Origin of the sequence: Leptolyngbya sp. PCC 6406 (assembly GCF_000332095.2) — a bacterium.
Lineage (GTDB): Bacteria > Cyanobacteriota > Cyanobacteriia > Phormidesmidales > Phormidesmidaceae > PCC-6406.
This window is the reverse complement of record NZ_KI913949.1, coordinates 4,953,773-4,972,573: the sequence shown is the minus strand read 5'-3', so window position 1 is coordinate 4,972,573 and position 18,801 is coordinate 4,953,773. Positions and strand designations below refer to the sequence as shown.

Annotated in this window: 17 protein-coding genes and 1 pseudogene; 12 read left to right on the top strand and 6 right to left on the bottom strand. The window is 55.8% G+C overall.

All coding sequences use genetic code 11. From position 1 onward, the window contains the following. Positions 1 to 77 precede the first annotated feature (77 nt). The 6 genes from LEP6406_RS0222220 to LEP6406_RS0222195 all read right to left on the bottom strand — a co-directional run bounded on the left by LEP6406_RS0222220 (position 78) and on the right by LEP6406_RS0222195 (position 8,316). The gene (locus LEP6406_RS0222220) at positions 78 to 1,277 is read right to left on the bottom strand and encodes an IS4 family transposase (protein WP_027269351.1); all 1,200 of its coding nucleotides are present in this window, start codon (positions 1,275 to 1,277) and stop codon (positions 78 to 80) included. Positions 1,278 to 1,539: 262 nt separating this feature from the next. Continuing rightward, positions 1,540 to 2,541, bottom strand: coding sequence for a methionyl-tRNA formyltransferase (gene fmt, locus LEP6406_RS0222215; RefSeq protein ID WP_008309449.1), 1,002 nt, complete (start codon positions 2,539 to 2,541; stop codon positions 1,540 to 1,542). A gap of 8 nt (positions 2,542 to 2,549) precedes the next feature. Beyond that, complete coding sequence (locus LEP6406_RS0222210; protein ID WP_008309451.1) at positions 2,550 to 3,569, bottom strand: OmpA family protein; 1,020 nt, start codon at positions 3,567 to 3,569, stop codon at positions 2,550 to 2,552. Positions 3,570 to 3,578: 9 nt separating this feature from the next. Beyond that, positions 3,579 to 5,027 (bottom strand): DUF4335 domain-containing protein, encoded by a 1,449-nt coding sequence (locus LEP6406_RS0222205; protein ID WP_008309453.1) that lies wholly within the window; start codon positions 5,025 to 5,027, stop codon positions 3,579 to 3,581. Continuing rightward, complete coding sequence (locus LEP6406_RS0222200) at positions 5,024 to 5,629, bottom strand: DUF3038 domain-containing protein (protein ID WP_008309454.1); 606 nt, start codon at positions 5,627 to 5,629, stop codon at positions 5,024 to 5,026. Before LEP6406_RS0222200 ends, LEP6406_RS0222205 begins: the two co-directional genes overlap by 4 nt. A gap of 452 nt (positions 5,630 to 6,081) precedes the next feature. After that, complete coding sequence (locus LEP6406_RS0222195; RefSeq protein ID WP_008309456.1) at positions 6,082 to 8,316, bottom strand: IMS domain-containing protein; 2,235 nt, start codon at positions 8,314 to 8,316, stop codon at positions 6,082 to 6,084. Positions 8,317 to 8,846: 530 nt separating this feature from the next. On the opposite strand from LEP6406_RS0222195, the gene pdhA reads away from it, so the two are divergent. The 12 genes and pseudogenes from pdhA to LEP6406_RS29280 all read left to right on the top strand — a co-directional run. Beyond that, positions 8,847 to 9,875 carry a pyruvate dehydrogenase (acetyl-transferring) E1 component subunit alpha gene (pdhA, locus tag LEP6406_RS0222190; RefSeq protein WP_008309458.1) on the top strand — a complete coding sequence of 343 codons (1,029 nt, stop codon included), beginning with the start codon at positions 8,847 to 8,849 and terminating at the stop codon, positions 9,873 to 9,875. 53 nt (positions 9,876 to 9,928) lie between these two features. Beyond that, positions 9,929 to 10,912, top strand: coding sequence for an alpha-ketoacid dehydrogenase subunit beta (locus LEP6406_RS0222185; RefSeq protein WP_008309460.1), 984 nt, complete (start codon positions 9,929 to 9,931; stop codon positions 10,910 to 10,912). A 2-nt stretch (positions 10,913 to 10,914) separates the two neighbouring features. Continuing rightward, on the top strand, positions 10,915 to 12,387 hold the full coding sequence (secD, locus tag LEP6406_RS0222180; protein ID WP_008309462.1) for a protein translocase subunit SecD: 1,473 nt from the start codon (positions 10,915 to 10,917) through the stop codon (positions 12,385 to 12,387). After that, on the top strand, positions 12,384 to 13,346 hold the full coding sequence (gene secF / locus LEP6406_RS0222175; RefSeq protein ID WP_008309464.1) for a protein translocase subunit SecF: 963 nt from the start codon (positions 12,384 to 12,386) through the stop codon (positions 13,344 to 13,346). The genes secD and secF overlap by 4 nt, the downstream gene beginning before the upstream one ends. An 87-nt stretch (positions 13,347 to 13,433) precedes the next feature. Beyond that, positions 13,434 to 13,715, top strand: coding sequence for a hypothetical protein (locus LEP6406_RS29290; protein WP_051463824.1), 282 nt, complete (start codon positions 13,434 to 13,436; stop codon positions 13,713 to 13,715). A 220-nt stretch (positions 13,716 to 13,935) separates the two neighbouring features. Then, positions 13,936 to 14,226: a type II toxin-antitoxin system RelE/ParE family toxin gene (locus LEP6406_RS0222165; protein WP_008309468.1), complete on the top strand. Its 291-nt coding sequence runs from the start codon at positions 13,936 to 13,938 to the stop codon at positions 14,224 to 14,226. Positions 14,227 to 14,233: 7 nt separating this feature from the next. Beyond that, positions 14,234 to 14,527: an addiction module antidote protein gene (locus tag LEP6406_RS0222160; RefSeq protein WP_263971211.1), complete on the top strand. Its 294-nt coding sequence runs from the start codon at positions 14,234 to 14,236 to the stop codon at positions 14,525 to 14,527. A 331-nt stretch (positions 14,528 to 14,858) separates the two neighbouring features. Continuing rightward, positions 14,859 to 15,437 (top strand): helix-turn-helix domain-containing protein, encoded by a 579-nt coding sequence (locus LEP6406_RS0222155; protein ID WP_027268720.1) that lies wholly within the window; start codon positions 14,859 to 14,861, stop codon positions 15,435 to 15,437. Between the two features lie 17 nt (positions 15,438 to 15,454). Next, positions 15,455 to 16,060, top strand: coding sequence for a transposase (locus LEP6406_RS0222150; RefSeq protein ID WP_027268735.1), 606 nt, complete (start codon positions 15,455 to 15,457; stop codon positions 16,058 to 16,060). 708 nt (positions 16,061 to 16,768) lie between these two features. Further along, positions 16,769 to 17,059: a hypothetical protein gene (locus tag LEP6406_RS0222145; RefSeq protein WP_008315433.1), complete on the top strand. Its 291-nt coding sequence runs from the start codon at positions 16,769 to 16,771 to the stop codon at positions 17,057 to 17,059. 236 nt (positions 17,060 to 17,295) lie between these two features. Beyond that, positions 17,296 to 17,829: an ATP-binding cassette domain-containing protein gene (locus tag LEP6406_RS29285; RefSeq protein ID WP_051463823.1), complete on the top strand. Its 534-nt coding sequence runs from the start codon at positions 17,296 to 17,298 to the stop codon at positions 17,827 to 17,829. A gap of 16 nt (positions 17,830 to 17,845) precedes the next feature. Further along, positions 17,846 to 18,801 (top strand): annotated as a pseudogene (locus LEP6406_RS29280) (transposase); the annotation flags it as partial.

Below are 18,801 nucleotides of genomic sequence, written 5' to 3'. Positions count from 1 at the left end.
GGAAGGTTAATCGGCAGTATGAGGGTTCCAGTTACTGGAACAGGCACTGAAATCCTGCTTACAGGGTGACAACCCCCCTAGAGAGCTTGCTGGATAAGGGATAGGGCGTGAAAACCTCGCTGAAAATAGCGGTGTTTATGGGGTTTGAGGGCCACCAGCTTGAGCGCCCAATCGGCCCATAAATCCATGGCATAGAGCCATCGTTGCCCATAGAGACTGAAGCTAAAGTCACTGTGCCGTGGAGCCTTATCTTGGTGCTCTTGGAGACGTCCGGCATACTGAGCTAGCTTGGCCTCCTGCATCCACTGGCCGTGGAGAGTCGCCAAACTGTAAGCCAGAGCGATCAGTAAAACTAAGGCTAAGAATCGGGTGTCATTGACCTTGGTATCCTCCAAGTTATAGCCCCCAGTCTTAAAGTCTTTGAAGAGCTGTTCAATGCCCCAGCGACATCGATAGACTGCTAAGGCTTGCTTCAAGGTGGGCAGATTAGTCAGGATATACCACGGTTCCTTCGGCCCCTTCTGGCGATAGGAGCGCTTCCAATACACCGCTAAATTAAACGGGCCCATACCATCGCCCTTGTTGCACAAAACTCCCTCATAAAATCGAGACTGGCCCGGTTTGAAGCCAGCGTTTTTGAGGACTTGATAGTCGGTATCGGTATCGGTCTTGAAATGGAAGTCCTTTTTCTGTCGGAGTGCAAAGGACACCCCGCGCTGATCCAACCAGTCCGCCAGTTTAGGGCTATGGAACTCCCGGTCACCCAGCAGTAGAACCGGATAGGACTTAAACAAGGACAGGGCCGCTTTCAGCAGTCGCCGTTGCGTTTTCAGGTCACTCGTACCCGCCCGCCCTAAACGCTCCCAATAGACGGGTAAAGCATGAGTCCCCCACACCACGCTGACCATGAATATATTTCGCCCTTTCCATTCCGTGCGGTCCATTGCCAGAATCCAATAGCCGTGTTTATGGTGTTTGAGCGTTCTCAGACGACGGCGTTGGTCACGGTTCAAGCCCCGTCCCGTTTCCACTTGGCGGATCCAATATTTGAGCAGTGGAAACCACAGCACCTTGAGCGTGAGTTTGGGTAAGGCTAAAAAGCGTTGTAAGTTCCGTTTGCGACTTTGATACTGAATGGGCTGAGGAAAGACGCTGGCTAAGACGGAGAGTTTGACTTGGCGATGCGCTTGTAGCAATAACAACAGTAACTGGAAGGTCAAGTACTGTTTTTCATTGAGATGGGTGAGAAGGGTAGTTTGGTAGAATGTAGGGAACATATTTGGTTGGGGGAGCTGTACTGAGGCTCCCTTTTTTTTGTCCCCTCCATTATCTCAAAACCCTGTACCGTATGACGTTGAGTGCCCTTGTCACCCGTTAAGGAAATCCTGGGTTCCCGTGCTAAAAACCGCTAACCTTCCCAGTCGTGTTCAGCCGGTATTCAGCGGGCATGTTGAATCTGTCCATGTTAATGCCCCGGATCAGCATCCCGGATCAGCGATCCGCATCAGCACATGACAGCTCCCTATGTTAGAGCGGAGCCTAGGGGCCGAACCGCTCGCCAGGGGTGAGACGGTTGCCGTTGGCAAAGTCCTTGCCGGACTGAGCCCGTTTACCCATGGGTTTGACTTGACGGAGCCACAGCAGACCGTCTCCAGTTTGCACTACGGGGCCAGCATTTTTCAGGAGGGCGATGAGGGTTCCGGGGGTTGCCTCTGCTGGCGGGGTTAGGGCGAGTCCTTGATCGAAAGCCCCATGGTCTGCCTCGGGCAAGTGCGATCGCACCAATTCCACCAAGGGCACCGTGGCCATCACCTTCAGTTCTCCACCTCGGAATTGAGTGGTGGCCTGGGGAAAAAAGCCCCGGACTTGGTGATGGAGGTCTAGAGCCGATCGAGACCAATCCAGTTCAAAGTCTGTCTTCTGAATCAGGGGCGCATAGGTGGCCGCCGTCTCGTCTTGGGGCTGGGGTGTGAGGGTGCGCGCTGCCCACTGATCTAGAGTCGTCACTAGGAGGTCAGCGCTGAGGTTAGCTAAATCCTGGGCTAAATCCTGGGCATTGTCCAGCAAACCTGTGGGGCGGCGCTGGGTCAACAGCATTGGTCCAGTATCCATGCCCTGATCCATCAACATGGTGGTGATTCCCGTTTCCACTTCGCCGTGGTAGAGGCTCCACTGGATGGGAGCCGCGCCTCGGTATTTAGGCAGGAGGGAGCCGTGGGCGTTGATACAGCCAAGGTGCGGCATGGCCAAAATTGCTGGGGACAGCAGTTGACCGTAGGCCACTACCACAAAGGCGTCGGCTTCTAGGGCTGTGAGTTGGGCCAGGGTGTCAGCATTTTTTTTCAACCGGGGGGGCTGCCAGACGGGGATCCCCGCTGCTGTGGCCACCTGCTTTACGGGAGAGGGGGTGACACCACTACCCCGTCCCCGCCGTTTATCGGGTTGGGTCACTACCGCTACCACTGTTAGGTCGGGGTGCTGGTGCAGGGTTTCAAGGCTGGGCACCGCAAACTGGGGGGTCCCAAAGTACACAAGGCGCATAGGTGAAGTTAGGAGGGGGGCACGATCGCGATCGCAATTCGGCGAGTCAGGGGACTAGAGCCCCGAGTGCCTAGGGAGCTGTTGCCATAGCCCACGGTGATCCAATGGTATTGGCCCTCCCCCAACCGCGTTGCTAGATAGCGTTGGACAGCGAGGGCTTGTTGAAAAGAGAGGGCCACCTCAGCATTGTCGTCCTTGGCATCGGTATAGCTCCCCACCAGAATCGTAGCTCCGGGATAGCGACCCACATCCCCCAAAATACTGTCCAGCAGTTGGGCCGCATTGGGCTGAAAGATCGCCTCCCCTCCGGTGAACAGCACATCACTGGGCAAGGTAACCCGGTACGCTTCTAGCTGGAGTAGAGGATGTATCGCTGGTGCTACGGGGGGTGGGGTGCTAGCAGGACTGGATGGGGGCGCGGGGGTTTCCAGACCCTGGGGCAGCACTGCCGTTCCCTCGGCCTCGGTGGCGGGGAAGAGACGACTATTCACTGTCGCTAGTCGGCCCTCAATTGGGGCCGAAAGGGTGGGTAGCCCCAGTTGAATCTCTAGGGCCGAAGTGCGATCGCGCAACCGTTGTAGATCCGTCTCAATCGCGTCTAATTCCGTCGTAATCTGCTCCCGTTGGCTGTCGGTAAGGGTGATAGGGCGAGGACTAGTAGCAGCAGGCAGATCCCGAACGGTGGCAGAGGGAACCGCAGCGGGTTGTCGCTCCTCCCCAGCCCACCAATCTGGGAGACGGCGCAGTTTCTGGCTAAATCGCTGGCTGCGGCGCACCACCCCCTCCGACAGAGGCAAATTGGGCGAGTTGGCGGGAAAATACTGGGCCACCAATAGCCCCACCATCCAAGCGCCCCCGACTCCCAACCCCAAAGCCGCCCAACGAAGAGACCAAACCAACAGCGATCGCACCCCTTGCCAGCGACCGGGCACTGGGGCAGCGACTGAAGCCAAACCCTCCGAACCTGCTCCCACGGGCGCAGGCTGAGAAGATGGCACAGAGTTATCTAAGGGAGGAAGTTCAGCCATGGACCTGTTCTACCGGGGCCATCCGTCCCAGGGACTGACCTCTAGGACGCCATTCGTAGTAAACACCACGCGAAAGTCAGCTTGGGGGGTCTGATCAGAAACCGCATCAGAAGTCACTAGAGAGGGCAGGGGAGTCGTCGAGATCTGGGCAGCAGCAGCACTATCATCCGGCTCGTAGCCCACCACGACCCCCGTTTCTGCAAAACGCACCCGGTAGACCAAATTGGTATCAAAGGTGCGGCGCTCCTGCGCATCCCGGAGGGTGCGGCGGAGGCGGGTATTCATCGTTTCAAGGCGGTCTCTAGTCCGAACCTGCTCGGTAATTGTGGCGCTGAGGAGGGCAGGATTTTCCCCAGCCTGGGTCTGAGGCACAGAGGTCTCCCCAGCATCCTGGGTAGCGTTAGCCGGGGTCAGCGGCTCTGCCGTCACTGCCCCATCAGCGGAGAACGTCACCCGAAACTGGGCCACAGGCTCCTGTACAGCCGTATCAGGGTTGACGGGAATATAGGTGAGTTGGGGTAGGGGAGTTGTATCTACATTCAACAGGGAAGCATCGTCCTCATGGCGATACCCCAACAGTTCCCCCGTAGCAGAAACCCCCACCCGGTAGACCAAATCTGCCCCAAAAGTAGCCCCACCCAAGTTCTGCTCCAGGGTGTCTACAAGCTGGTTCCGGAGGGTCTCCAGAGTTTCGGCATCCTCAATAGCAGGGGCATTCTCCAACCGGGCCAGGGCTAGAGCCGCCTCTACTGGACTGCCACCACGATCTTCTGCCGCCGCGTCCTCCCCATCAGGACCGGGGGGCGTCGTAGTGGTGGCATCAGTCTCAGAACTCTCAGAACTAGTGCCATTCTCCTGAACCGACTCCGGCGGACGGGGCTCCAAGCTCGGCACCGGCACAAAGAACAGGGCTGCCGCCGCCACTGCCACCGCCGAGGCTCCCACCGCCATCGGAGCCGCCCGCTGAGCTAGGGGTTCCCTGGGCTTAACCTGCCGTCGAGGAATGGGGTTCAGCGCTACAGTCAGGTCCGGTAAGGTCTGGGTATCCGCCAAGAGCTGATCCACCGCTTCCACCAGATCGAAGAGCTGAACTGTGGTCAGGACAATGTCCACTGGTGGCGCACTGCCCTCCTTGTCCACCGTGGCTAACCGTAAACGATGGCGATGACGACCTTCTGGCTCTAGGGTGACCAAGGGGGCGGCTGTGGCTGTGGCTAAGGTCTTGGGGGGTAGCGCCGGGACACCGCTCAGGAATGCCTGGGCATAGCGACTAACGGCTTGGACTAGGGCTTCCAAAAAATCACGACCACCCACGATCGGATCGGCAATGCCAGGAAACTGACATTCCGTGTTGAGCAGAATGGTTAGCGGGGCAAGGGGATTCAGGGCATCTTCCCCAGACATACCCTCTAATATCAAATTGCAATTGGGCAGAATGTATTGGCGTCGAATCGTCATACCACCTCCCCGTCGAAGAGGCTACTCCAGAGACGTTGTGGTCCCTGGGTGCCGGTACAAAACAAGAGTCGTCGCAGCAAAGAAATGGCTAGGGCATTGAGCTTTTCATCGGTGTCATAGGTGATCACACCGGCACGGCGGGGGTTCATCCGGGCGCGAAAGTGGCTGCGGAAACGGTGTAGATAGTCTGCCAATCGAAAATGGTGCTCTAGGGCTAGGTCGCGATCACTCAGCTCCTGATAGCCCAGCAGAAGCTGGCGAATCAACACCGTTAGGCGCTTAGACAAGTGACAGATCAACACCGACAACGCCTTGGCCTCCGCCAGGGTCAAGGCGCGGCGTTGACTATAGAGCCGCATGGGATTGGTACTGCGCAGAAGCCAGAGCTTAACCCGTCCGCTGACAATGCTCCGAAGGGACAACTGCTCTACCGCCGCTAGCATTGCTTGGGAACCGCCAATATCAAGGGCTTCAATCGCCAGTAACAAGAGATCCAGATCCACCTGGGTCCGCCGGGGACAGGCGGTACTGGGCAGACCAGGATCTTTGAGGGCATCGAGAATTAACGGCTTGGGTTCAGCCGGAGGACTGTCAACTTGCATATCCTCAAAGGGTAAGCGCGCAGAATTAATCAAACTAATCAAACCACGGTTTCAGGTGTTTTGCCGGGGAGGTGCTCCGGAGCCCCAACTGGCACTCCACCCGCACAAGGGCTCAACATAGCGCATCCTGGGGTGAGAATCACCCCTGATTTATAGTAGTCGCCAGTCCGGTTAGAACAAGGCTGTCAGCCAATTTACTTTGTCGCTGAGCACCCGAGCGCAGATTGGGAGCCTAAGCACATTGGCCAAAGCTATATGTTTATGATGACAGACGCTGCTAGCACCATCATGGCAGACGTCGCCGGCAGGTCAGCAAAACAGCCACTGGTTAGGGCAGGCGCGGCATCTCTTCAGTGCATTGCTTCGAGTGGGCGAAGCCCACTCGAAGCAATGCACCCTACGGGAAATTTAATTCAAAACTCCTGTCACCTGTCACCTGAAACCTCACCCCCCTACAACTTCCTCATCCCCCTCACAAACCACTCACCATCCTGGCGGATCAGGTCGTAGCGCATGGTCAAGGTATCGTCATAGGAATTGGCGGTGTTCCGTACCCCAAATTCGTAGAATTGTGCTGCCTCCCGGACGCGCACATCGACCGCCAGGGTTTCCGCCGTTGGGTCATCCGGTTCCACCTTGAGCACTTCGATGCTGTGATCGTATTCCCAGTACCAGTTTTCGCGATCGCCCCCCTCCGCCCGGTTTTGCCACTGGGTCAGAACCGGATCCACCAGAATCGTCGCCAGACTGTCAATGTTGTGATCCTTGCCTAGGGCCTCTCGCTTAGCCGCCAACCAATTATTGACGGTTCGTTCGGCAATGGACTGCACGCCAATTTCCGGTTCTGGCTCCGGTATTGGGGGAATCTCGATGGGGGGAGCTGCTAAACCTACGTCTAAGGCAGGCCGCTCTAGGCGGGGACCACTGAGGGCGGCGGTGACCCACCCCAGGGTGCGCATGGTGGCGAATCCTAATAGACCCACACCGACAATGCCTAAGGTCGCGACCCCAGCAAGGCGTCCCCAGCGAGGAGAGGGACTCGTAGTCCGAGGGCGGGGGCGCTGCCCCGGTGAGATGGGGATGGGGGGGGGCGGCGGCCCCGGATCGCGGCGACCATTACTGCCGGAGAGTTGTCCCTCGGGGGACAGTTGAGAGACCCGCTCCGCAATGGTTGGGCCATTTTCCACCACTTCCTCAGGTCTGCTGGGCAAGGGCGAGATGCGTTGGCTCTGGGGGGGTGCCGACCAAGGTACGGTACTACCTATCTGTCCCGCCATGGCGATGGGCTGAGGGGCGGCAGGGGCAGGGATGGCTTCACCCGAGGCCCTGGAGGCTGACGACGAGGGAGCACGGCGCGGATCTGTGACTCCCATGGACGCATCAGCGGTGGCGGGAATGGCCTCCAGATAAGCCTGAACCTGGGGATCGGCGAAGTAGTCCTTGAGTCCTGTTTGCTGGGGGGCTAAGTCTCGGAAATGGGGAAATACCTCCTCTCGCAACCAGCGTTCACCATAAAGGCAGAGTCCCGGCAGTCGATCTGGGGCTCCTTGGGAATGCTCTCGGATAAAGGCAAGGGGCTCATACTCCTGGCTCAGTTCCAGGGCGCGGCTGGCCTCCTCGGTTTGGCCCAAGAGCAGGGCGCAGACGGCCTGCTCTAAATACACATCTTGCTGAGTGCTGACTCGCCCTAGGAGTTGCTTAGCCCGCCGCACTAGGGCAGGCTGATGAAAGGCAAATCCTCGCGCCAGCAGGGCATACACCGCCAGGTAAATTGCCACTGCTGAGGGGCGGCGGGCTTCCGCCTCAAAGATTTCTTGCTGCTCTCCGGCGCTTAGGTAGCCTCGGAGTTGCTGGATAAAGCGCAGAAAGTCGTCGGTGGAGAGTCCGGAAAGATCGTCCTCAGCACCATCAATGCCGCCGCGATCCTGCAACATGGCTTTGAGTAGCTTGATGCCTTGGCGGCGTTCTGTTGTCTGTTCTAGGGGGCGGGCTACCAGTTCCAAGACCCGGTAGGGACGCAGTTTGTACAAATCTCCCTGGAGTTCGGCTCGGATGGAGGGGAAAACGTTTTCTCGCAGGAGCAGTTCTTGTCCGGTTTCGAGGGATTCGGCGGCGTTTTCGTATTGGCGCTGTTGCCACTGCTCTCGCCCAAGCTCCAGGCAGGCCAAAGCCAGGGTGAGAACAATGTCTCCCAGGACTCGTTGGGGGGCTTTGCCGGCCTCTTTGCCCAAGGCTCCACTGCCGCTAGAAAGATAGGGTCGTCCGAGGCGAATTACCAGCTCGTATTCCCCTAACTCCAGCAGGATCAGGAGTGCTCCTACGAGTTGTCCGGGCGTGATCTCGATGGTGGGGGTGGGAGCTTCCGAAGGGCTGGGATCGGCGGCTAGGGAACGCAGGGCCGCTTCTCCGGCATCGGTCTGGCCGCTATCGGGGGTGACTTCCCCGAGGGTTACGTCTACGGAGTAGGCTTTGGCCAAAAATTGGCGATCGTAGGTCTGGCGCTGGTTTGGGTCTGACAGCACCTCGTAGGCTTCGTCAATTAGCCCTTTACGGGCTTCGATGGCCACTTCTGAGTATTCGCGCCGAGGTAATTGGAGCGTGCGATCGCGATGGGCCTGCTTCAATTGATCAGCGGTGGCCTGAATCGGCAGTCCTAAAATTCGGTAGTAGTCCAGTGGAATGCGCACAGCTTTTCCTATGAATCCCCAAACTGCCTAATCCTGCGCCCAGCCCCGAGTCAGCCTTGGGGCTCAACCTTGCTGAGTCAGAGCAGGGTCAGACGATGCCTCCTAGATTGAGACGGTGCCCTCTCTGCTCTAAAACGCCCTTATGATAGGTCGGCTCTGCCCCTCCTGACAGATTACCTTGAGCATCCCTTAACAGTTTGCTTGGGAAGTCTGTCCTTGCTCCACCCTGCGGTTTAGAATTGAGGCGCTACACAGTCCTTAATCTGGCTTCGAGTTTTCCAACGAATAATCCCTGTCCCGCATCTGAGCAAAGCCCAAGGTATGGATTGTCTAGAGCCATACCTTTTGACCAACCCAAGGGATGATTTTCTTGGGTTGCATACGCTTCAGTCTAAGACGGGTGATTGCTGCTATGGCAGGGATTCATTTTCCCTGACCAAAGTAGGGAAATCTGAGGAAGCGATTCCGAGGAGGGCCAGAGTTGGGTATTGTGTAAAGTTGGTATATTGCCGTAAGGATACGACAAACCCATGGCTCAGGAACGGACTCTCCCCGTATTTCAAGCAGCAGAGACCTCTATCAGTCGGGAAGAGGGCCTGGTTTTCTATGAGGATATGGTGCTAGGGCGCTACTTTGAAGACAAGTGTGCCGAAATGTACTATCGGGGCAAAATGTTTGGCTTTGTCCATCTTTATAACGGACAGGAAGCCATCTCCTCTGGGGTTATCAAGTCCCTACGCTCCGATGATTATGTTTGTAGTACCTACCGGGACCATGTCCACGCTCTGAGTGCAGGTGTCCCTGCTAAGAACGTGATGGCGGAACTCTTTGGCAAGGAAACCGGATGTAGTCGGGGCCGGGGGGGGTCGATGCACCTCTTTTCTGAAGAACATCATCTGCTGGGGGGCTTTGCCTTCATTGGTGAGGGCATTCCTGTCGCCTTGGGGGCTGCCTACCAAGCCAAGTACCGCCGTGATGCTCTGGGGGATGCCAATGCTGATCAGGTTTCTGCCTGTTTCTTTGGGGATGGGACGACCAATAACGGTCAGTTTTTTGAATGTCTGAATATGGCAGCTCTGTGGAATCTGCCGATTCTCTTTGTGGTGGAAAACAATAAATGGGCTATCGGCATGGCCCACGAGCGGGCTACCTCCCAGCCGGAGATCTACCGCAAGGCCAGTGTGTTCGGGATGCCCGGTGTGGAGGTGGATGGCATGGATGTGATGGCGGTGCGGGATGTGGCTCAAACTGCGATCGCACGAGCCCGTGCTGGAGAAGGCCCCACCCTGATTGAATGCCTCACCTATCGCTTCCGGGGCCATTCCTTGGCCGATCCCGACGAGCTACGGTCCAAGGAAGAGAAAGAGGAGTGGCTGGCGCGGGATCCGCTGAAACGTTTTGAGACCTATCTAATGACTCAAGACCTAGCCACCGAGGCGGACCTCAAGACGATTCGCCAGCGGATCCAGACCGTGGTGGATGAGGCCGTGACCTTTGCGGAGCAGAGCCCCGAGCCAGATCCGGGTGAACTCTACCGCTATATCTTTGCGGATAACTAAGCAGACAACTAACCGACGCTTTAACCTTAAAATTCCTTGAGCTGACGAAATCCATGGCAGAAACCCTTCTTTTTAATGCCCTCCGCCAAGCCATAGACGAAGAAATGGGTCGCGACCCTACCGTCTTTGTTCTGGGGGAAGACGTTGGCCAATACGGCGGTTCCTACAAGGTCACCAAAGATCTCTACGAGAAATATGGAGAATGGCGGGTACTAGATACCCCCATTGCCGAAAATAGCTTCACCGGCATGGCGGTGGGGGCAGCAATGACGGGCCTGCGCCCCATCATTGAGGGCATGAACATGGGGTTCTTGCTGCTGGCCTTTAACCAAATTGCCAACAATGCGGGAATGCTGCGCTATACCTCCGGGGGCAACTACAAAATTCCCATGGTGATTCGGGGGCCGGGGGGGGTGGGCCGCCAACTGGGGGCAGAACATTCTCAGCGCCTAGAGGCATATTTCCAAGCGGTGCCAGGATTGAAAATTGTGGCTTGCTCCACCCCCTACAATGCCAAGGGGCTACTCAAGTCCGCCATTCGGGACAACAATCCGGTTCTGTTCTTTGAACATGTGCTGCTCTACAACCTGAAGGAAGATCTACCGGATCACGAGTACCTAGTGCCCCTCGACAAGGCGGAGGTAGTGCGTCCTGGTGGGGATGTGACGATCCTCACCTACTCCCGGATGCGTCACCATGTCAACCAGGCGGTGAAGGGATTGGAGAAAAAGGGCTTTGACCCGGAAGTCATTGATTTGATCTCCCTTAAGCCCCTGGACTTTGACACCATTGGGGTTTCCATCCGTAAGACCCATCGGGTCATTGTGGTGGAGGAATGTATGCGGACTGGAGGCGTAGGGGCGGAAATTGTCGCTTCCATTAACGATCGCTTCTTTGATGAACTCGATGCCCCGGTGCTGCGTCTCTCCTCCCAAGACATTCCCACACCCTACAACGGGCGGATGGAGAGTCTCACCATTGTCCAGCCCCACCAGATTGAAGAGGCGGTCGAGAAAATGATGGCCCTACGGGTATAACGATGATTGGTAAACAACGCTGGCTGCTGGCGCTGATTTTAGGACTGACGATCGCGGCGGTTGTGGTGATCGCCCAAGTTCCCACTCGGTTAGGGCTAGACCTACGGGGGGGCACCCAATTGACTCTGGTGGTCCAGCCCACACCGGAGATCCCTGAGATTACCGAGCGGGATATGGAGGCGGTGCAGCGGGTGGTATCGGGTCGAGTGAATGAGCTGGGGGTGTCGGAAACCTCCGTGCAGTTATTGGGGCAAAATCAGCTCTTGGTGCAGCTTCCCGGCGTTAGTGATCCCGATCAGGCCAAGCGAGTCCTGGGGGAAACGGCCCGCCTAGAGTTTCGCGCCCAACGTCCCGGTACTGAGCAGCAGTTTGCTATTGAAAATCAGATCCTCCAGCAGCACCGCCTGGAGTTGGAAGCGATTCAGGCCAGCTCTCCGGAGGTGAACGGGGCGACAGTCACCGAAGTGGAGTCTGAATCCGCTGAAGCCGCTACCCCTGACGGGGAGAGCATTGCAGCGCTCCAGCGCAGTATCCAGGAGAGTAATGCTGCGATCGCGGCCCTGTTTGAGCCCGCAAGACTGACGGGAGATCGCTTGCAGGATGCTTTTTCCCGCCCCATGGGGACCGGGGTCAACCGTTGGGAAGTGGTGTTGGAGTTCAATAGCGAAGGGGGGCGGCTCTTTGCGGAAATTAGCCGCGATATTGCCGGTACGGGACGCAGCATTGGTATTTTTCTGGATGATCGGCTGATCAGCGCCCCCACCGTAGATGTGCAGTATGCCGAGACGGGCATTCTGGGCGGCGGTGCGGTGATTTCCGGTACCTTTGACGCCGAAGGGGCGGGGGATCTGGCCATTCAACTCCGGGGGGGAGCCCTACCCTTGCCCGTGGAGGTGGCGGAGACCCGCACTGTTGGTCCTACCCTAGGTCGGGACAGTATTGAGCGCAGTCTCTATGCCGCGATCGCGGGGCTGGCCCTCGTGTTGATCTATATGGCGGTGTACTATCGGCTGCCGGGACTTCTTGCGGACATTTCCCTGGTGGTCTATGCCCTGCTCACCTGGGCCGCCTTTAATTTGCTAGGGGTGACCCTAACCTTGCCGGGAATTGCGGGCTTTATCCTCAGTATTGGCATGGCGGTGGACGCCAATGTGCTGATCTTCGAGCGCACCCGCGAGGAAATGCGCGAGGGAAAAACCCTTTACCGCTCGGTAGAATCGGGCTTCTACCGGGCCTTTTCCAGCATTCTAGACAGCAATGTCACGACTCTAATTGCCTGCGCCGCGCTGTTCTGGCTGGGGGCGGGCTTGGTCAAGGGCTTTGCCCTGACCTTAGCCATTGGGGTAATCATTAGTATGTTTACCGCCATCACCTGTAGTCGTACCCTATTGATGTTTGTTGTACTGGGGGTACCCCAGCTCCGCAAACCTGAGCTGTTTTATCCCGGCGTTACCGAGATGCTCTCCAAGCCATGAAGATCAACGTTATTAAGCAGCGCACCCTCTGGTGGAGCATTTCGGGTGTGGTGTTACTGGCCAGTCTGGTGGGCATGGCCCTCTGTTTCCAGCAGTTTGGGGCTCCCCTACGTCCGGGGCTGGATTTTGTGGGGGGGACGCGCATTCAGGTCACCCGTAATTGTGCCGTAGTGGATTGTGAAGTTGCGATTGCCCCCGATGCAGTTCGGCAGATCCTAGCCCAGCAGGCCCTAGAGACCAGTGTGATTCAGGTGGAGGGTGAGGGCCAGAGTGTGTCCATCCGCACCCGAAACCTCGACGTGGATGAGGAGTCCCAGTTGCGGGCCAGTTTAGAATCGGACCTAGGTCCTCTAGATCCCCTCCTGACCCAAATTGATTCTGTGGGACCGATTATTGGGCAACAGCTCTTTGCCTCCGGCCTACTCTCTCTGCTGGTGTCCTTCGCGGGCATCGTGGTGTACCTGAGCATCCGCTTTCAGTTGGACTACGCTGTCTTTGCCATCGTGGCCCTCTTCCATGATGTGCTGGTGGCGATGGGCCTCTTTGCTTGGCTGGGGCTGCTCTTCAATGTAGAGGTGGATAGCCTGTTTATCGTTGCCCTGTTGACCATCGTAGGTTTTTCCGTGAATGACACAGTGGTCATCTACGATCGCATTCGCGAGTCCATCAATCTGCACCCCGAGCGCGACATTGATGATCTGGTGGATGAGGGCGTGAACCAAACCCTCTCCCGCTCCATCAATACCACCCTGACAACGACACTACCGCTGTTGGCAATTGTCCTGTTTGGGGGAGAAACCTTGAAGTTCTTTGCCCTGGCCCTAATTGCCGGGTTTATCTCGGGCGTGTATTCCAGTATTTTCATCGCTAGCACCCTCCTAGCCCTATGGCGAGAGCGGACGGGGCGGCGGGTGGTGGCGGTGGCAGAGCCATCGACTCCTGCCGACGAGGTTCCCTAGGCCGTCGTGCGGTTACGCCGCTCTCAGCCACGGCAGGCTCGATCTGGCCGGACCCATCCCGCCCTGGAAATGCTCTGGCGCAGGGGGATGGTGCGCTGGTGGCTCTTGACCCTAGCCTGCTGGCTGACGGTCGGTCCCCTCAGTGCTTGGGGACTCCGCAGGACTTGGGCTCAGTTGGCAACCTATTTCACCTGGGCAGCACTACGCTATGGGCTGATCTTTAACCGCTGGGCGGCGGCAGGGCTAGGGCTCTGTCTGGGGCTAACGGTGGCGATTTTAGTGGCAGAAGCTCGCCACTTTGTCTTTGGCTTAACGCGGCGAGAGCGCTATCTACTGCTCCGGACTCTTAGGCGCGATCGCACCTCATGAACACGACTTGGAGGGTTGTCTTGAAACGAGTACCGTAGGGTGCATAACGCTAAAGCGAGGCTCCGCCTTTTATGTCGCTTGCGAAACGCGAAGCAATGCACCGCAAGGATGTCATGCCAAGAACAGTCATACCCACAAAATCATTGCTGACAGAGCACTTAGGGATTGTAGACAATCAAAGTCAGATGCCTTTGGGTATCCTATGAGATACACTTAATCCATGATTGAGATTCGCCAAACCCAGACTTACATTGATTGGTTTGCATCTCTACGCGACCATCAGGCCAAAGCACGCATCAATGTGCGGATTCGTCGCTTATCGATAGGCAATCCTGGTGATGTGAAACCAGTAGGGCAGGGCGTATCAGAACTACGGATTGATTATGGCCCAGGCTACCGGGTGTACGTCATCCAGCGAGGCGAAACCTTGCTCATCCTCCTGGCAGGAGGCGATAAAAAGACTCAAAAACGCGATATCAAAACAGCCTTAGAATTAGCACAAAATTTATAGGAGATCCATGATGGCTAAACTGCAAACCTACCCTTGGGATGCGTCTGACCACCTAGGCACCAAGGAAGATATTATTGCCTATCTGGAAGCAGCGCTTGAAGAGGACGATCCCAGCCTTGTGACTGCGGCATTGGGCGATATTGCCCGTTCTCAAGGCATGACTCAGATTGCCCGTGAAGCTGGGTTAGGGCGTGAAAGCCTCTATAAAGCCCTATCGACCGAAGGTAACCCAGAGTTTGCTACCGTGCTTAAGGTTTTGCGGGCTCTAGGCTTACGTCTGCAAGTTGTCCCTACGACCTAACACGACTAGGATGCCTATCAACAATGACATCTGATTGGCAAGAAACTCTGGCTGAAAACAGGTGACGTATACCCTGTAGTCTGAACGGTCAACTTACTCTCATTGAGAATGTCCCGGTACGTGCCAATGAAGACAAGGGTGAGTAGTTTTCTCGCCAGCAACCGTAGAACTACTTGCCTTCACCTACCTGATCGGTTTAAATGCCAAATAACCTCTAGAAGGAGGATCATAGCTTCAACGCATTGGGTACTCTAAGCCCGAGAAGAAGCTAGTACTGGGTGGCTGAAATGACCTTACCATTGAGAGGTAGGGTAAAGAGGACTTTTCTACAATGGCTAGACTGACTGCCGCCAGGCTCACTTTGAGCGAAACGGAGCGGAGCGACTTAGAGCAATTGATTCGACGTCAGCGGACGTCACAGCAGCTCGCTTTGCGCGCCAAGATTATCCTCACAGCTGATGAGGGCAAAGGCCATGGCGAAATCGCCCGAGACTTGGGGGTCAGCAAAGAGATGAGTCGCCGCTGGCGGGGGCGTTGGCTGGAGTTGAGTCAACAACAGGTCGCTGTGGAAGAGCGCCTACAGGATGTCCCTCGTCCCGGGGCTCCGGCTACCTTTAGCCTCGAACAAATCACGCAACTCTATGCCCTAGCTTGTGCACCGCCCGAGCAGTATGGCCGCCCCATCAGTCATTGGACCCCTGGAGAACTGGCCGATGAACTGAGCAAGCAGGGAATTGTCGAGAGTATCAGTCCCCGTCATGTGGGCCGACTGTTGGCCGAGGCTGACCTCAAACCCCACCAGAGCCGTTACTGGCTCTCCCCCCCCCCGACCCTAACTTCGAGGACAAAGTCAAAGACATTTGCCAGGTCTACGAACAGGCTGCCACTCGTGCCGAACACGGCGAGCTGACCTTCAGCCTGGATGAGATGACGGGAATCCAGGCTCTGGAACGGACGATGCCTGACATCGCCATGAAGCCGGGACGCTGTACCCGCATTGAGTTTGAGTATATTCGCCATGGCACTCAAACCCTGATTGCCTCATTCAATGTCGCTACCGGACAGGTGGATCAGGCCACCGTGGGAGACACCCGCACCGAGCAAGACCTCGAGAGTCACCTCAGAGCCTTACTGGCCCAAGTTCCAGATGCCTCCAAGATTCATCTGGTCATGGATTGCCTCAACACTCATCAATCGGAATCTCTCGTCCGACTGGTGGCGGAACGCGAGGAAAAACCGATTCATCTGGGCCAGAAAGGGAAGACGGGCATTCTCCTGTCTATGGCGACCCGAGCGGCGTTCTTGAGCGACCCCAGCCATCGACTGGTCGTTCACTTCACCCCCAAGCATTGCTCCTGGCTCAATCAAATTGAGCTTTGGTTCTCCATCCTGGTACGTAAGCTACTCCGACGTTCGAGTTTTACCAGTCAAGCCCAACTCAAGGCGAAGATTTTAGCGTTTGTCGATTACTTCAATCGCACCATGGCTAAGCCCTTCAAGTGGAACTACACGGGTAAGCCCTTGGTCGCATAAATGCCTTGGCCACTTCCGCCAAGCAGTACTAGTCCCTTCCTAAGCATTCTCTCAAGCCAACCTCCCCAGCCTTTCAGGTCTGAAAATCAGCTCCGAAACTATCCCCAGCAGGTAAAGATTCCATGTGGTCAGCTATGCAAGATCGTTTTCAGTGGTCGCGCTTTACTGTGCTGAGGCAACGGGTTACAAGCGTGTTAGGTGCCCTAGTCATGATGAACTGGGCTGTATATCTAAGCCTCTATACCTTCGAGATTCAGTATTCCTGTGAGCCACTGCTTGGAGCATCCACCTGTATTCCCTGCACTGACGTAGAACCCCCTCAAAATTTTTGGCAGAAAATCAGTCCCTTTTCTAGAGAAGAGAGCCTCCCTCCCTGTCCTGACAAGAGCAAAACTACCCGAACTAATTCCAGAAACCACAAAGATTTCAACACCAGCCACGATGTACCTGACACTTGCCCCAAATGCACGTCACCAGGTGACAGTGGCGGCAATGGCGGAATAACCCTTGATCCAGAAACGCTTATTAAAAGCTTCGCCACAGGATCTGTCATCGCCGTAGGCGCAGTTATAGTGGGTGCTCCCGTAGCCGTAGCTGTTGGTGTAGGCACAGTTATTTGGCTAGCCACCAGTAAGTTTCTGTTCTCCAACCTTTAACAATTTAGATTCGAGATATCCTTGACGTACAACTCTAAATAACCCTAAGACCATGAATAAATCTGAAACAGATGCTGCGCAAGATCCCGTCCGCTTTGACTGGCTTGTTTTTGTTGAGCGTATGGGCAAGGCTAGCTTGGCGATTATTTTCACAGGCGCTGTCGTCATCACATTGTGGCATTTCAAAATCATTATAGACCCGATATTGCCCCCCACCGTAGATCCCTTAGCCTTCTCGGTTGGGGCGGTAGTCCTAGTTGCTTTGACCCTACTGGGTGTTCCGGTGATACCCGCCGCCGTCGCTGGTATTGCTATTTGGCTTGCCGCTCAAAACTTTATTTAATGCTGTTGTTCACATTTTAGGTAACCGTTCAGGGGGTACAAAAACAGCTTAGATCCTCTCGCACAGAAGGTTTGAGGGATTTCGCAAAAGAAGAGTGCATAGGCAACGGGTCTCAAAAACGCCTCTTTTAGAAGATCGTATGTATTGTTCGAGCAGAGTCAAACACTATAGATAGCGTGTGGCTTGTCCGGATAGTCTACATATACCCCCTGAACGGTTACCATTTTAGAATTAGAATGCCTAAAATCATGAATTTAATTGAGCTTCAGCAAGTCTCAAAAGGCTTTTCAGAGGGGCTGTTCAATAAGCGTACTGTCTTAGATGGAGTTGATTTGACCGTACTCCAGGGTGACTTCGTTGTGTTACGCGGTGTTAATGGTAGCGGCAAAAGCACAATGATCAAAATTATTCTCGGTCTGCAAAAACCTGATAGCGGTAACGTTCGACTTTTTGGTCAATCGCCCACAACTCCTGAAGCCAAGCTGTCTGTGGGAACGATCTTTCAGGAAGTTACTCCCCCGAATAGTCTAAAGGTTAAAGAACTGATTAATTTAGTGCGGAGCTATTATCCCGACTCAAAATCAGTTCAAGAAGTCCTTGAAATTGTTGGTCTTAAAGACAAACAAAATGTCTTCCCCACTGATTTGTCGGGCGGACAAAAGCAGCGGCTTTACTTTGCGATTTCCCTTGTTGGTAATCCTCAATTGCTCATTTTAGATGGTAAGCCTTCAGGGGTTCACGAAGAATTAAGGGTTCCAGGGTCTCGATAGGGGTTAAGGTAGGCTCATGAGTGAAGGCAACGAGCCCACCATAGACATCGGCGGCATCTCCATTTCTGTGTCAGATTGGGATGCCACCCCGGCTAGCGTAAAAAAAGCTCTGGTGTGCGCTCTCATTGAGACCATCAGTCGCTTAGAAGAGCGGGTGAGCCACCTCGAAGAGCAACTCAACCAGAATTCGCAAAACTCATCGTTGCCGCCTTCAAAGGATGGATTCGGCCCCCCTAAGCCAGACCCGGAGGGCAAAGGCAAAGGGAAGCGGAAGCGCGGAGGCCAACCGGGACACAAAGGATATTCCCGCAAGCTGTATCCCCTAGAAGCCTGCAAACAGGTGTTCGAGCATCGCCCCAAGACCTGTGGGCATTGTGGAGAGCCGCTATCAGGAAACGACCCAGCGCCCTATCGGCACCAGATTGTCGAACTACCGCCAATTGAGCCCATCGTCATCGAGCATCGCCTGCACGCCTTAGATTGTGAGCACTGCGGTAAAACCACCCGTAGCAAATTACCAGCAGAGGTGCATCAAGGCGGTTATGGTGAGCGGTTGAGTGCAGTAGTGGCCTTACTGAGTGGCGCTTATCGCCAAAGCCATCAGCAGGTGAAGACCTGTCTAGCAGCGCTGTTTGAGATCGAGATTTCTGGCGGCAGCATCAACCGGCTACGCCGAGAAGCCAGTGCGGCACTGGGGCAGCCAGTAGCTGAGGCGCAAGGCTACGTGCAGGGGGAAGCGGTGATTCACAGTGATGAGACTAGCTTTCGCCAGGGGAACAGCGATGGCCAGAATCAGGCCCAGCGACAGGGTTGGCTGTGGGTGCTGGTGACGCCGATGGTGAGTGTGTTCAGCATTCTGTTGAGCCGGTCTCAAGCCGCCGCCCAAGCACTGATTGGCCCAGCCTATGACGGCATTGTGGTCTCAGACCGCTACAGCGGCTATGGGTGGATTGATATTAGCCAACGCCAGGT

Excerpts from the sequence above, each read along its gene's own strand:
- LEP6406_RS29285 (WP_051463823.1), top strand. The coding sequence starts at position 17,296 with ATGCCTAAAATCATGAATTTAATTGAGCTTCAGCAAGTCTCAAAAGGC.
- LEP6406_RS0222145 (WP_008315433.1), top strand. The coding sequence starts at position 16,769 with ATGAATAAATCTGAAACAGATGCTGCGCAAGATCCCGTCCGCTTTGAC.
- LEP6406_RS0222220 (WP_027269351.1), bottom strand. The coding sequence starts at position 1,277 with ATGTTCCCTACATTCTACCAAACTACCCTTCTCACCCATCTCAATGAA.
- LEP6406_RS0222205 (WP_008309453.1), bottom strand. The coding sequence starts at position 5,027 with ATGACGATTCGACGCCAATACATTCTGCCCAATTGCAATTTGATATTA.
- LEP6406_RS0222160 (WP_263971211.1), top strand. The coding sequence starts at position 14,234 with ATGATGGCTAAACTGCAAACCTACCCTTGGGATGCGTCTGACCACCTA.
- LEP6406_RS0222200 (WP_008309454.1), bottom strand. The coding sequence starts at position 5,629 with ATGCAAGTTGACAGTCCTCCGGCTGAACCCAAGCCGTTAATTCTCGAT.
- fmt (WP_008309449.1), bottom strand. The coding sequence starts at position 2,541 with ATGCGCCTTGTGTACTTTGGGACCCCCCAGTTTGCGGTGCCCAGCCTT.
- secF (WP_008309464.1), top strand. The coding sequence starts at position 12,384 with ATGAAGATCAACGTTATTAAGCAGCGCACCCTCTGGTGGAGCATTTCG.
- secD (WP_008309462.1), top strand. The coding sequence starts at position 10,915 with ATGATTGGTAAACAACGCTGGCTGCTGGCGCTGATTTTAGGACTGACG.
- LEP6406_RS0222155 (WP_027268720.1), top strand. The coding sequence starts at position 14,859 with ATGGCTAGACTGACTGCCGCCAGGCTCACTTTGAGCGAAACGGAGCGG.
- LEP6406_RS0222185 (WP_008309460.1), top strand. The coding sequence starts at position 9,929 with ATGGCAGAAACCCTTCTTTTTAATGCCCTCCGCCAAGCCATAGACGAA.
- LEP6406_RS29290 (WP_051463824.1), top strand. The coding sequence starts at position 13,434 with ATGGTGCGCTGGTGGCTCTTGACCCTAGCCTGCTGGCTGACGGTCGGT.
- LEP6406_RS0222165 (WP_008309468.1), top strand. The coding sequence starts at position 13,936 with ATGATTGAGATTCGCCAAACCCAGACTTACATTGATTGGTTTGCATCT.
- LEP6406_RS0222150 (WP_027268735.1), top strand. The coding sequence starts at position 15,455 with ATGACGGGAATCCAGGCTCTGGAACGGACGATGCCTGACATCGCCATG.
- LEP6406_RS0222210 (WP_008309451.1), bottom strand. The coding sequence starts at position 3,569 with ATGGCTGAACTTCCTCCCTTAGATAACTCTGTGCCATCTTCTCAGCCT.
- pdhA (WP_008309458.1), top strand. The coding sequence starts at position 8,847 with ATGGCTCAGGAACGGACTCTCCCCGTATTTCAAGCAGCAGAGACCTCT.